The organism is Pseudomonas sp. FW300-N2A2, from assembly GCF_017351735.1.
GTDB classification, from domain to species: domain Bacteria; phylum Pseudomonadota; class Gammaproteobacteria; order Pseudomonadales; family Pseudomonadaceae; genus Aquipseudomonas; species Aquipseudomonas migulae.
Map to the genome: position 1 here is coordinate 1 of NZ_JACNDU010000045.1, position 13,960 is coordinate 13,960.

A 13,960-nucleotide genomic window follows, 5' to 3' on the forward strand; every position below is an offset into this window, starting at 1 on the left:
TACTCAGCCAAGGTTCTGGAGATGAGCCTGTCGTAAATCTGCAGGATGCATAACTCGATACAGTCTCGATAGGAAACCTATCAAGGACACTCTCATGTCTCTGTTCAAACGTTCAGTCACTGAGTTGTTAGGTACGTTCTGGCTGGTGTTGGGGGGTTGCGGCAGTGCGGTTCTGGCCGCGTCTTCTCCGCTTGGAATCGGAGTGCTCGGTGTGGCCATCGCGTTTGGTCTCACCGTACTGACCATGGCCTTCGCCATCGGCCACATCTCCGGTTGCCATCTAAACCCCGCCGTATCGGTCGGTTTGTCAGTCGGTGGCCGATTCCCCGCCAAGGAACTACCCGCCTACATCATCGCCCAGGTCATCGGCGGGATCATCGCCGCCGCGTTGATCTACTACATCGCCAGCGGCAAGGAAGGCTTCGACCTCTCCGCCGGCCTGGCCTCCAACGGCTACGGCGAACACTCCCCTGGCAAATACTCGATGGCCGCAGGCTTTGTCTGTGAGCTGGTGATGACGGCGATGTTTGTGCTGATCATCCTCGGCGCCACCGACAAACGTGCGCCGGCCGGGCTGGCACCGATCGCCATTGGCCTGGCCCTGACACTGATCCACCTGATCTCGATTCCCATCACCAACACCTCGGTCAACCCGGCCCGCAGTACCGGCCCGGCCCTGATTGTCGGCGGCTGGGCGATCGCGCAACTGTGGATGTTCTGGGTCGCGCCGCTGCTGGGTGCGGTGGTCGGTGGTGTGACGTATCGGTGGCTGGGCAAGGAAGGCACTTGACCCCATGGAGGAGGATCAGTCCTGTCGATAAGGCAAGGCGGTCCTCGCTTCCTCGGCATAGGCCAGGACGCCGAGACGCTCCTGATGAAGGAAGTCTTTGACGGCGGCTTTCAAGCCGGGATGGCGCAAGTAGTGCCAGGAATGGGTGATCACCGGTTCAAACCCGCGAATCAGTTTGTGCTCACCCTGAGCACCGGCATCGAAACGCTGAAAACCGTTGGCAATTGCGTAGTCCATCCCTTGATAGAAACACGTCTCGAAATGCAGGCGATCGAACTCCGCCAGACAGCCCCAGTAACGTCCATAAAAACTGTCGCCGCCCACCAGGCTGAAGGCCATGGCCACCGGCCGTGAGCCCTGTTTGGCCAGGACCACGCGAATCGATTGCGGCATGCGCTCGGCCAACAGACTGAAAAATTCCCGCGTCAGATAGGGCCTTTGCCGGCGCACCGCGTAGGTGTTGGCGTAACAGGCGTAAACGAAATCCCACTGCGCCTGATCCAGTTGCTTGCCTTCCAGCCACTCGAAATCAAACCCCTGCCCCGCCACTTGCTCGCGCTCTTTGCGCATCTGCTTGCGCTTGCGCGAACTGAGGACGTCGAGGAAGTCCTGAAAATCCCGATAGCCGCGATTTTGCCAGTGGTACTGACAGCCGATGCGCTGCAGCCAGCCAGGTTGTTCGGCCAGCGCCGCGTCGGTGAACGGATCGGTGAAATTGATGTGCGCACTGGAGAGTTCTTCGATCTCGAGGTAGCCCGGCAAACTCTTCAGCAGTTCGAAACCGTCCTCGACCGAGGCCGCCAGCAAGCGCGGTCCGCTGACCGGGCTGAACGGCACGGCGGTCAACAGTTTGGGGTAATAGTCGATGCCCGCACGCTCGCAGGCATCGGCCCAGGCGTGATCGAACACGTACTCGCCATAGGAATGCCATTTGCGGTAACTGGGCAGCGCGGCGATCAACCGGTCCCCGTCCATGTGCAACAAATGCTCGGGCTGCCAACCGGAATGCGCGCCGACGCTGCCACTGTCTTCCAGTGCACTGAGAAAGGCATGGCGCAGAAACGGCTGGGTTTGCGGCACCAGGGCATCCCAGGTGTGCGGGGCTATTTCGGACAGACGTTCCAGGCGTTGCAGCGGCATCACTTCCCTCTCCACTTCTTGGCGTAAAAGCCTCGCGAGTATCGCCTATCGAGGCGCAATCCACACTCGTGATCCGCCGACAGGGCCCGGAATAGAAAGTTCCTTCGCACTTTGTATCGTCATCGAGCCGCCATCACTTTGCCACTGCCTTGTCATAAACCATCGCGATACTGGCGCCAGTTTTTAGAGCGTCGGGTTCTTAGCCCGATCACTGTTTTCCGTCCGACATCGGTCGGTTGTGCCCTGGATGGCTAAGTCATCCCCTCTCATCTTCGGAGATTGATATGCGTCTTGCTTCCACGAAAACTGCGGCGGCCCTGTGTGGCGGTCTGCTGCTGGCCATGAGTGTTCCGGCCAGCGCCGCAGTCGACGCCAAACTGCTCGACATGCTGAAGGCTAACGGTTCGATTACCAACGCGCAGTACAGCGAGTTGCAAGCCGAGCTGGCCAGGGATCAGAAGGATCAGCAAATCGCCCGTCAGGCTCAGCAAGAGACTAACGAGCAGATCGCGGCCACCGCGAAGAAAACCGAAGCACTGAGCACCTTCGACCAGAAACTGGCGTGGGCTGCCAAGACCCAGTTCAAGGGTGACGTGCGTTTCCGCCAGGAAACAGTCAAGAACGACGGTGTTTCCAACACCGGTGACCAGGATCGTCAACGTATTCGCGTCCGCCTGGGTGCCTACACTGCAATCAACCCGCAAGTGGACACCGGCATCCGTATTGCCACTGGCAGCGACAACGACTCTCGTTCCACCAACCAGAGCCTGGATGGCAACTTCACCAAGAAGGATATCTGGCTGGACCAGGGTTACGTCGACTACCACCCTGACGCCATCAAGAATCTGCACTTGATCGGCGGCAAGATGGCGCAACCATGGGTGAGCATGGGCGACATCATCTGGGATAGCGACATCAACCCGGAAGGTCTGGCAGTGACTTACAAATACCCGCTGGGCGGCAGCACCGAGCTGTTCGGTAGCGCCGGCCATTTCACCCTCAAGGACAACGTCGACGGCGAAGGCAAGCAGTTCCGCCACGACCTGCGTCTGTACTCAGGCCAGTTGGGCGCGCGTTTCGCGATCACTGACAACCTGAAAATGACCTTGGGTGGCAGTCTCTACGCTTACGACAACGACAACGACATCAACAATACCTGTGCGGCGAACACCTGCCGACTGGCTATTAACGGCAACACGGCGAACGAGCAGTTCAAACTGTACGAAGGCTTTGGTCAGCTCGACATCGGCGGCCTGCCAATGCCATTGTCGATCTACGGTCAAGTCGTCAACAACGACGATGCCAGCAACGATCAGGACATGGGCTGGCTGGCCGGTGTCAAGACCAACGTCTTCGGCTTCGGCGTGGACTACAACTATCGTGACGTACAGCGTAACGCCGTGGTCGGCGCCTTCACCGACTCTGACTTCGCCAACGGTTTCACCGGTTCGCGCGGCAGCAAGTTGAAAGTGAGCTACGAGATCGACAAGAACTTCGCCCTCGGCGCGACGTACTTCATGGCTGATTCCGACTACACCAACGCCACCCTGCGGGACTCGAAAATCAACACCCTGCAACTGGATGCCGAAGCCAAGTTCTGATCCCTGCTACACGGTTCGGGCAAGGACGCCCAAACTGCTTTTACAAACTCGCGCTGCTGTATCGGTCCCCATCATCCGTCCGATTCAGCAGCGCGAGTTTTTTTATGCAAAAAAAAGATCGCAGCCTTCGCAGGCTGCGATCTTTTCATTTACCGCGACAACTCAACGCTTGCGCAGAATCACACTACCAATCGAATAACCGGCGCCGAACGAGCTGAGCACCGCCAGCGAACCCGCCGCCAGATCATCCTGGTTCTTGTGAAACGCAATCACCGAGCCCGCAGAGCTGGTGTTGGCGTAGGTGTCGAGAATCACCGGGGCTTCTGCTTCGGTGGCTTCGCGGCCCAGCAGTTTCCTCACGATCAAGTGGTTCATGCTGAGGTTGGCCTGGTGCAGCCAGAAGCGCTTCACGTCGCCGACGTTGAGCTGGTTCTCTTCCAGGTGCGCACCGATCAGCTCGGCCACCATCGGGCAGACTTCCTTGAACACCTTGCGGCCTTCCTGCACGAACAGTTTGTCCTTGGCACCGATGCCCTCTTCCGCCGCGCGGTTGAGGAAGCCGAAGTTGTTGCGGATGTTGTTGGAGAACTTGGTCAGCAGCTTGGTGCTGACCACGTCGAACTGGTACTTGGACGTCGCCAGGTCCGCTCGCTCGATGATCACCGCAGTGGCCGCGTCGCCGAAGATGAAGTGGCTGTCACGGTCACGGAAGTTCAGGTGACCGGTGCAGACTTCCGGGTTGACCATCAGCACTGCCCGGGCCTGGCCCAGTTGCACGCTGTTGGCCGCCGCTTGAATGCCGAAGGTCGCCGAAGAGCAGGCCACGTTCATGTCGAAACCGAAACCCTGGATGCCCAGCGCTTCCTGGACTTCGATGGCGATGGCCGGGTAGGCGCGTTGCAGGTTGGAGCAAGCGACGATAACGCCGTCGATGTCCGCCGCGGTTTTGCCGGCACGCTGCAAGGCTTGCTCGGCGGCGCCGATGGCCATCTGGCAGAGGACCGACCACTCGTCGTTCGAGCGCTCCGGCAGGCGTGGCGTCATGCGTTGCGGGTCGAGAATGCCGTCCTTGTCCATGACGAAGCGGCTTTTGATACCGGAGGCTTTTTCGATAAACGCGGCGCTGGATTCGGTCAATGCCTCGACTTCGCCACGGGCGATGGCGTCGGCGTTGTCGGCGTTGAACTGCGCGACGTAAGCGTTGAAAGACTGCACCAGCTCTTCGTTGGAAATGCTGTTGGCCGGGGTGTACAGGCCGGTGCCGCTGATGACGACGTTATGCATGGTCGTTTCTCTAATCTGTTCAGGCAGAAAGCATTGGCACCGACGTACCAATACATAAAGGGTCTGTTCCCGTCACAGGAAGCAAACCTGGCATCGCTTTATTCCGAACCGCCCGAACCTGTGGAGGCTCAAAACCGCGGGGCCGGCGTTTATAGGCGCGAAGTTTGCCATAAACGTTGGGGTTTGACCCTATTTGCGAGCCGATCGGCCTTACGATTCTGGAATTGACGGATGGGGTATGACGAACCTGTAGGAGCCAGCTTGCTGGCGATGGCGTCTTTGAAATCGCCATCGCCGGCAAGCCGGCTCCTACAAGGGTCGTGCTATGGCTCCACTTGGGTCCATTGCTTGTTCAGGCGTTTGTCGGAGATCGGCACCTTCGTCCCCAACTGCTGGGCGAACAGCGAAACCCGGTACTCCTCCAGCCACCAGCGATACAGCTCCAGCTGCGGATCGCGTTTACCTTCCTGGGCATGTTTGCTGGCGCGAGTCTGGTATTGAGTCCAGAGGCCGGACAACTCACCGCTCCAGACCCGATCCTTCTGCACCTGCGCAGCCAGTTTCTCGAAGCGCTGCTCGATGGCTTTCAGGTAACGCGGCAGCTCCTTGAGCCACTGCATCGGCGTTTCGCGGACGAAACCCGGATACACCAGATGACTGAGCTGCTGCTTGATGTCATTCAACGCCACGGCCTGCGCCAGATCGATCTTGCCCTTGAAGCGTTTTTGCAGGCCGTGCCAGAGCTTGAGAATTTCCAGGGTCAGCTTCGCCAGACGCTCGGCATGCTCGGTCCAGCCGCCGCGTTTGCGTTCGGCCAGCGCCGCCAATCCGGCGCCATCACGCGGCAACGGGTCTTCGCCGTCGAGGATGCAGCTGTCGAGACTGGCCAGCAGAATGTCTTCCACCAGACTGTCGACGCGGCCCATGTCGCGGTACATCAGGCCCAGCTCGGTCAGGCCCGGCAACTTGCCGCGCAGGAACTTCGCCGGTTCCGCCAGTTGTTGCATCAGCAGGCGCTGCAACGCGCGGCGATGCTGGAACTCGGCTTCGGCCGGCGTCGAGAACCGCCCTTCCTTGACCGTGCCGGCCTCTTCGACGAGCGCCGGATACACCGTCATCGACAACCCGGCGATCTTCTGTTGGGTCTTTTCCGCCACGGCGGCGAAGACTTTCGCCTCCACCGGTTGCTGACTTTTTGCCGTTTGCGGGACGGCCAGTGCGGCCTGGCTGGCTTCAGCGAATCGCGCGGTGAGCTCCGCCAGATCTCGTCCTTCGCCGAGGAACTTGCCCTGGCCATCGACGATTTCCAGGTTCATCCGCAGGTGATTTTCGACCTGCTGCGCCGCTTCGGCCCAGGCTTCATCGCTGACCCGCGCACCGGTCATGCGCAGCAACTCGCGCCCCAATGCCTGAGGCAATGAGCCCTCGGCAAAGGTCATGCGCTGCAACGCGGCTTTGACGAAGTCCGGCACCGGCACGAAATTCTTGCGCAACGCCTTGGGCAGGTTGCGCACCAAGGCAATGCACTTGGCCTCGATCACGCCGGGCACCAGCCACTCCAGACGTTCCGGCGGCAGCATCGGCAACAGCGGCGCCGGCACGCGCAGGGTCACGCCGTCACGCGGGTGGTTCGGTTCGAAATGGTAACTGAGCGCCAGTTCCAGATCGCCGATGTGCAAGGTGTCCGGGTAATGCAGCGCGGTGACTTCACTGGCCTCACGGGCCAACACGTCTTCTTCGCGCATGATCAGCAACTGCGGGTCTTTCTGGCTGTTGACCCGATACCAGCTGTCGAAGGTCGCGGTCTGGTGAATCTCCGCCGGCAGTCGCGCATCGTAGAAGGCGAACAGGGTTTCTTCGTCGGCCAGAATGTCGCGACGGCGAGCCTTGGCTTCCAGCTCGTCGAGTTGTTCCAGCAGTTGCTGGTTGGCGGTCAGGCACTTGGCTTTGGACTGAATCTCGCCGCGTACCAGGCCTTCGCGAATGAAAAACTCACGGGACACCACCGGATCGATCGGCCCGTAATGCACCGGCCGGCGACCGACCACGATCAGCCCGAACAAGGTGATCTGTTCGAACGCCACGACCTGCCCGCGCTTCTTCTCCCAATGGGGTTCGAAGTGGTTTTTCTTGATCAGGTGCCCCGCGAGCGGCTCGATCCAGTCGGCATCGATCTTCGCGACCATGCGCGCGTAGAGCTTGGTGGTTTCCACCAGTTCGGCGGTCATCAGCCATTGCGGGCGCTTTTTGCCGAGGCCCGATGACGGGTGAATCCAGAAGCGCCGCTGCCGGGCACCGAGGTAATCGCCTTCATCGGTTTTCTGCCCGATCTGGCTGAGCAGGCCCGAGAGCACGGCTTTGTGCAGCTTGGGGTAATCCGCCGGCTCTTTGTTCAGGCTCAGCTGCATGTCGCGGCAGATCAGGCTCAACTGACGGTGCGAGTCGCGCCACTCGCGCAGCCGCAGGTAGTTGAGGAAATTCTTGCGGCACCAGTTACGCAACGGACTGGCCGTCAGCGCCTGGCGCTGTTCTTCAAAACCACGCCACAGATTGACCAGCCCGGCGAAGTCCGAGTCCACGTCTTTCCATTGTGCATGCGCCTGATCCGCCGCTTGCTGACGTTCCGGCGGACGCTCGCGCGGGTCTTGAATCGACATCGCGCTGGCGACGATCAGCACTTCCTGCAAGCTGCCGAGTTTCGCCGCTTCGAGCAGCATGCGGCCCATGCGCGGGTCCACCGGCAGACGCGCCAATTGGCGCCCCAGCGGGGTCAGCTGGCTGTTGCGGTCCACCGCCGACAGCTCTTGCAGCAGGTTGAAACCGTCGCTGATGGCCTTGCCATCGGGTGGCTCGATAAACGGGAAATCGGTGATCTCGCCGAGGCGCAGATGCAGCATCTGCAAAATCACCGCCGCGAGGTTGGTCCGCAGAATTTCCGGGTCGGTAAATTCCGGGCGACCGATGAAGTCTTCTTCGCTGAACAGCCGTACGCAAATGCCTGGCTCAACCCGACCGCATCGACCTTTACGCTGGTTGGCGCTGGCCTGGGAAATCGCTTCGATGGGCAGGCGCTGGACCTTGGCGCGGTAGCTGTAGCGGCTGATGCGCGCGGTGCCGCTGTCGATCACGTAACGAATGCCCGGCACGGTCAGCGACGTTTCAGCGACGTTGGTCGCCAGCACCACGCGACGCCCCGGGTGCGACTGGAAAATCCGCTGCTGTTCGGCCGGCGACAAACGTGCGTACAACGGCAGGATTTCGGTGTGTTTAAGTTGCGCCTTGCGCAGCATGTCGGCGGCGTCGCGAATCTCGCGCTCGCCGGGCAGGAACACCAGCACATCGCCAGGGCTCTTGCGCTCGCTGCGTTCGAACGCGGCGATTTCGTCGAGGGTGGCGAGGATCGCCTGATCCACGGTCAGGTCATCCTCGACGCGGTTGCCCTCTTCATCCTGTTCCAGGGTCAGCGGGCGATACCAGGTTTCCACCGGGAAGGTGCGACCGGAGACCTCAACGATGGGCGCATCGTCGAAGTGCTTGGAGAAACGCTCCAGGTCGATGGTCGCCGAGGTGATGATGACTTTCAGGTCCGGACGACGGGGCAGCAGGGTTTTCAGGTAACCGAGCAGGAAGTCGATGTTGAGGCTGCGTTCGTGGGCTTCGTCGACGATGATCGTGTCGTAGCGTTCGAGGTAGCGGTCGTTCTGGGTTTCCGCCAGCAGAATGCCGTCGGTCATCAGTTTGATCAGCGTATTGGAATCGCTCTGATCCTCAAACCGCACCTGATAGCCGACCAGCGCGCCCAATGGCGTCGCCAGTTCTTCGGCGACCCGGCTCGCCACGCTGCGCGCCGCAATTCGACGCGGCTGGGTGTGGCCGATCAGACCGTGCTGGCCGCGACCGATTTCCAGGCAGATCTTCGGCAGCTGGGTGGTTTTGCCCGAGCCGGTTTCGCCGGCGATGATCAGCACCTGATGCTTGAGCAGCGCTTCCTTGATTTCATCGCGCTTGGCGGCGATGGGCAGGCTGTCGTCGTAACGAATCACCGGCAGGCTGGCGCGCCGCGCCAACACCTGATCACAGGACGCCTGCATGCGCGCCACCCACTGGGCCAGCTTGGCTTCGTCGGGTTTCTTGCGCAGCTCAAGCAACTGCCGACGCAGCCGGTGGCGGTCGGCGAGCATGGCGTGATCGAGGTTTTTCAGCAGTTTGTCGAGTGAAGGCGATTCGTCAGTCATCAGGTACGCAATAAGTCGTCTAGTGGCGCAGGGGGCGGATTGTCGCAGATTTAGAGGACAAGCGAGATCCCTTGTAGGAGCCGGCTTGCCGGCGATGGCGTCAGTGAGTCCGCTATCGCCGGCAAGCCGGCTCCTACAGGTCGGTGGTCACCTGCACGATGTCATTCGGTATCGAGGCCCTTGCGCCGATACGGGAACACATCGATCACCTTGCCCGCACGAATCGCCTCTTGCAGGCTTTTCCAGTAATCGGCGTTGTACAACTCGCCGTGCAACTGATCGAACAAGCGCCGCTGCGCGGAATCGGCAAACAGAAACGGCGGGAACTCCTCGGGGAACACATCCAGCGGCCCGATCGAATACCACGGCTCGGACGCCATTTCGTCTTCCGGCGTGCGCGGTTGCGGGATGTGGCGGAAGTTGGCTTCGGTCAGGAAGCAGATCTCGTCGTAGTCATAAAACACCACGCGACCGTGACGGGTGACGCCGAAGTTTTTCAGCAACATGTCGCCGGGAAAAATGTTCGCCGCCGCCAGTTGCTTGATCGCCAGGCCGTAATCTTCCAGCGCGTCGTGCACCTGCGCCTCGTTGGCGTTTTCCAGGTACAGGTTCAACGGCGTCATCCGCCGCTCGGTCCAGCAGTGGCGGATAAGCACCGTGTCGCCTTCCACCGACACGGTAGACGCCGCCACGTCCAGCAATTCTTCCAGACACGCCGGCTCGAACTTGCTCAACGGAAAACGGAAATCGGCGAATTCCTGGGTATCGGCCATGCGCCCGACGCGGTCGACGCTTTTCACCAGTCGGTACTTCTCGATCACCGTCGCGCGGTCGACGTTTTTCGACGGCGAGAAACGGTCCTTGATGATTTTGAACACGGTGTTGAAACCCGGCAGCGTGAACACGCTCATCACCATGCCGCGCACGCCGGGGGCCATGATGAACTGGTCGTCGGTGCTGGCCAGGTGGTTGATCAGCGCCCGGTAGAACTCCGACTTGCCGTGCTTGTAGAAACCGATCGAGGTGTACAGCTCGGCGATGTGTTTGCCCGGCAAGATCCGCCGCAGGAAACCGATGAACTCCGCCGGCACCGGCACATCGACCATGAAGTAGGAACGGGTGAACGAGAAGATGATCGACACGTCGGCTTCGTCGGTGATCAACGCATCGATCTGGATGCCACGGCCCTCAAGGTGCAGCAGCGGAATCGCCAGCGGCCATTGCTCATCGGTGGTGTAGATGCGCCCCACCAGGTAAGCGCCCTTGTTGCGGTACAACACCGAGGAAAACAGCTCGACGCTCAGCTCGGGATCCTTGCACACCCAGTCCGGCAGGTTCTCGCGCAGCTGTGCTTCGAGGCGACGCAGATCGCCCGCGAGGTCGGCGTAATCCTCGCTGAAACGGTAGTCGGCAAAAATGCTCGCCAACATGCCTGACAACTGCCCCTGAGGTTTGTAGGTGCGGGTTTGCGCGGCGCGCGCCCGGCGCAGGCTTGGCCGGGTGGTGTGGATGAACATGCAGCCATCGCTGATCAGGTCGTGGCTGAACAGCCCGCAGAAGATCGAGTTGTACCAGGTCTCGGACAGTTCATCGTCGAAGCGCAGGTCGATCAGGCTGATGTAGGCGCTTTTGACCAGTGGCCAGCAGCTGACATCCAGCGTGTCGGCGTCGAACGCGATGCGCAGCCGGTCCACCGTTTCGCTGACTTTATCTTCGTAGAGGTTGATCCGCGCCGCCGAGGCGATTTGCGTTTCCTGCCATTGGGCTTGCTCGAAACGCGCCCGGGCGCCGTCGGTGATCTGCCGGAAATGCTCGCGGTAATCGTCAAAGCCATCGAGGATCATTCGGGCGATGTCGGCGGCTGGCCATTGCTGCGGCATGGTGAGACCTCTACGGGAATTCGGAAGGCCTGAGCTTAGCCAGTGAACCGGGTGCAGGAGAAGCCTAATTTCGGTCCGAAAACGAATGAATCACTCATGGGCGCAGTTTTTTCAGACTTTTTTTAATCGACCGTTCGGTCAGCAAACGACCTCAAAAGTCACTCTCCATCCACTTAATCGATTCATCTACAGCCCTCTGATTATCAGGCGTACGGATCCAATCCACGGTCAGGCAAATGTCAGCCACCTGGTTTTCTGCTTTTTCCTGAAAGCCTGCCCGCCTGAAAAGTGCTCTCGAACTGGTCTTACCAAGATAATGGCACTTTGATATACACCCCGCGTTCACCCGCCTAAAAACAAGATCTTCGGTCCACGAGGACTACCTCTCAAAATGCCCAAGGAGCACATAAGATGCCTATAAGGAACATGCGCATAGGTTTGCGCGCGAGCTTGAGTTTTGCTGTGCTGGCCAGCCTGCTGGTGCTGGTCGGGATGTTCGGCCTGGGTCAGATGGCGACCCTGCGCGAGAGTGCATCGGTCATCGAAGAATCGTGGATGCCGAGCATCGAGAGCATCCATGACAGCGCGTCCAACATCGCCACCATCCGCCTGGAATCGTTGCGGTTGATCGCCAACAACCAGAGCGCTGTGCGGGAAAGGAGCAAAGGCATTCTCAACGCGCAACGCCAGGAATTGCAAAAGCGCCTCAACGACCACAAGACGCTGCTGTCCAGCGACCAGGAACGGGCCATGCTCGACAGCCTGAATGCCGCCGTTGCGAAGTACCTGGCCATCCTCGATCAGATCCTCGCGCAGATCGATGCCGGCCAGGATGAACAGGCCTACGCCCGCCTCAACAGTGAACTGGCCCCGCAGGGCATCGTGCTGGATAAATCCCTGGAATCGATGATCAGTTTCAATCAGCAAGGCGCAGATACCGCTGCGGACGCCGCCGCGTTGATGTACCAGCGCGCGCAATGGATCGTCGGCACGATCATCGTGATTGCGCTGCTTGCCACGCTGCTGTTGGCCTGGTTGCTGACGCGCAGCATCACTACGCCGATCAATCAGGCGCTGCAGGTCGCACGCCGGATTGCCGCGGGCGACCTCAGCGGACAGATTGCCAGCCACGGCAAGGACGAAGCCGCGCAATTGCTCAACGCCCTCGCCGACATGCAAGGCAACCTGCGCACGACCATTCGCGGCATCAGCGACTCGGCGCGCCAACTGGCGTCGGCAGCCGAGGAGATGAGTTCGGTGATGGAGGAAAGCACTCGCGGCCTGCAGCAGCAGAACGACCAGATCGAGATGGCCGCCACCGCCGTCACCGAGATGAGCACTGCGGTGGACGAGGTCGCCGCGAATGCCGTGTCCAGCGCCGAAGCCTCCCAGGCGTCGAACGAGGACAGCAAGCACGGCCACGTGCAGGTCACTGAAACCATCACCGCGATTCAGGGGCTGGTCAGCGAAGTGCTCGGCGCCTCGGAACGGGCCGAGGGCCTGGCGGTTCAGGCGCAGGACATCAGCAAAGTGCTGGAAGTGATTCGCGGCATCGCCGGGCAGACCAACCTGTTGGCGCTCAATGCGGCCATCGAAGCCGCACGCGCCGGTGAAGCCGGGCGCGGGTTTGCCGTGGTGGCCGATGAAGTGCGCTCGCTGGCGCAACGCACCCAGAACTCCACCGAAGAAATCGAGCTGATGATCAACAACATTCAGCACGGCACCGGGGCCACGGTGAGCGCGCTGCAAAGCAGTGCCGAACACGCCAGCCAGACCTTGCGCCGGGCCAACAGTGCCGGCAGCGCGCTGGAAAAAATCACCGCATCGATCTCGCAGATCAACGAACGCAACCTGGTCATCGCCAGCGCCGCCGAACAGCAAGCGCTGGTGGCCCGGGAAGTCGATCAGAACCTGGTGACCATTCGCGATCTCTCGACCCAGACCGCCGCCGGCGCCACCCAGACTTCAGCCGCCAGTCAGGAACTGTCGCGGCTGGCAATCGACCTCAACGGTCTGGTGACACGTTTCATAATTTGATGCCGGTTTTTCGGTTGCCATAGGCAAGGCTCTCGGCAACACTCTCGTCCCCATCAAGGAAGGAGTGCACCGTGAGCCCTGTCGATATCGTTCGTTTACTGTCGCTGGCGGCCATCTGGGGCGCGAGTTTCCTGTTCATGCGCATCATCGCCCCAGTGATTGGCAGCATCCCCACGGCGTTTTTCCGCGTGTCGATTGCGGCGGTCGGGTTGCTGATGATTGTCGGGTTGATGCGCATCAGCTGGGATTTCAAGGGCAAGCTCAAAACCGTGATGCTGCTCGGGGTGATCAACTCCGGGATACCAGCGACCCTCTATTCAGTGGCAGCCCAGGTGCTGCCCGCCGGTTACTCGGCAATCTTCAACGCCACCACGCCATTGATGGGCGTGTTGATCGGCGGCCTGTTCTTCAGTGAGCGGCTCACTGCGGCCAAGCTCGGCGGGGTGTTTCTAGGTTTGTTCGGTGTTGGCGTGCTGACCCGTGCCGGCCCGGTGGCCTTCGACCTGCAACTGCTGATGGGCGCCCTCGCCTGCCTGCTCGCCACCACCTGTTACGGTTTTGCCGGGTTCCTCGCCCGCCGCTGGCTCGATCAGGCCGGCGGGCTCGACAGTCGTCTTTCGGCACTGGGCAGCATGCTCGGGGCTACCTTGTTCCTGTTGCCGTTGTTCGGCTACAGCGTGATCAGCCAGCCACCGGCGAGCTGGGGCGGCTGGAGCGTGTGGCTGTCGTTGCTGGGATTGGGGCTGGGGTGCACGGCGTTTGCGTACATCATTTACTTCCGCCTGCTCAGCTCGATCGGGCCTTTGAAATCGATGACAACGACGTTCCTGATTCCGCCGTTCGGGGTGTTGTGGGGGGCGTTGCTGCTGGACGAGCCGTTGTCGATGGCGCATGTGTATGGCGGGGTGTTGATTGCGGCGGCGTTGTGGTTGGTGTTGAAGCCTTCGGTGATGAAGAAGGCTGAGGTGGTGGCCCGATAATCATGTGGTGTTG

The 13,960-nt window shown here is 60.6% G+C and carries 8 protein-coding genes; 4 read left to right on the forward strand and 4 right to left on the reverse strand.

The window, feature by feature from the left end:
* Nucleotides 1-94: 94 nt before the first annotated feature.
* Entirely contained in the window at nt 95-790 is a 696-nt protein-coding gene (aqpZ, locus tag J4E42_RS27915) for an aquaporin Z (RefSeq protein WP_008029032.1), read from the forward strand.
* A 15-nt stretch (nt 791-805) separates the two neighbouring features.
* Here the strand turns inward: aqpZ and J4E42_RS27920 are convergent, their stop codons facing one another.
* Complete coding sequence (locus J4E42_RS27920) at nt 806-1,930, reverse strand: GNAT family N-acetyltransferase (protein ID WP_207286661.1); 1,125 nt, start codon at nt 1,928-1,930, stop codon at nt 806-808.
* A gap of 284 nt (nt 1,931-2,214) precedes the next feature.
* Here J4E42_RS27920 and J4E42_RS27925 point away from each other — a divergent pair, with 284 nt between their 5' ends.
* Nucleotides 2,215-3,531, forward strand: coding sequence for a putative porin (locus tag J4E42_RS27925; RefSeq protein ID WP_008029035.1), 1,317 nt, complete (start codon nt 2,215-2,217; stop codon nt 3,529-3,531).
* Between the two features lie 162 nt (nt 3,532-3,693).
* Here the strand turns inward: J4E42_RS27925 and J4E42_RS27930 are convergent, their stop codons facing one another.
* The 3 genes from J4E42_RS27930 to aceK form a co-directional block, all read right to left on the reverse strand.
* The gene (locus tag J4E42_RS27930) at nt 3,694-4,815 is read right to left on the reverse strand and encodes a beta-ketoacyl-ACP synthase III (RefSeq protein ID WP_008043468.1); all 1,122 of its coding nucleotides are present in this window, start codon (nt 4,813-4,815) and stop codon (nt 3,694-3,696) included.
* Nucleotides 4,816-5,138: 323 nt separating this feature from the next.
* Nucleotides 5,139-9,050: an ATP-dependent RNA helicase HrpA gene (gene hrpA, locus J4E42_RS27935; protein ID WP_207286662.1), complete on the reverse strand. Its 3,912-nt coding sequence runs from the start codon at nt 9,048-9,050 to the stop codon at nt 5,139-5,141.
* 161 nt (nt 9,051-9,211) lie between these two features.
* Nucleotides 9,212-10,930 carry a bifunctional isocitrate dehydrogenase kinase/phosphatase gene (aceK, locus tag J4E42_RS27940; RefSeq protein WP_207286663.1) on the reverse strand — a complete coding sequence of 573 codons (1,719 nt, stop codon included), beginning with the start codon at nt 10,928-10,930 and terminating at the stop codon, nt 9,212-9,214.
* A gap of 426 nt (nt 10,931-11,356) precedes the next feature.
* Between aceK and J4E42_RS27945 the strand changes: the two genes are divergently transcribed.
* Together J4E42_RS27945 and J4E42_RS27950 are read left to right on the forward strand one after the other, a co-directional pair.
* Nucleotides 11,357-12,967 carry a methyl-accepting chemotaxis protein gene (locus J4E42_RS27945; protein WP_404943264.1) on the forward strand — a complete coding sequence of 537 codons (1,611 nt, stop codon included), beginning with the start codon at nt 11,357-11,359 and terminating at the stop codon, nt 12,965-12,967.
* Between the two features lie 71 nt (nt 12,968-13,038).
* Nucleotides 13,039-13,947, forward strand: coding sequence for a DMT family transporter (locus J4E42_RS27950; protein ID WP_207286665.1), 909 nt, complete (start codon nt 13,039-13,041; stop codon nt 13,945-13,947).
* Nucleotides 13,948-13,960: the final 13 nt, after the last annotated feature.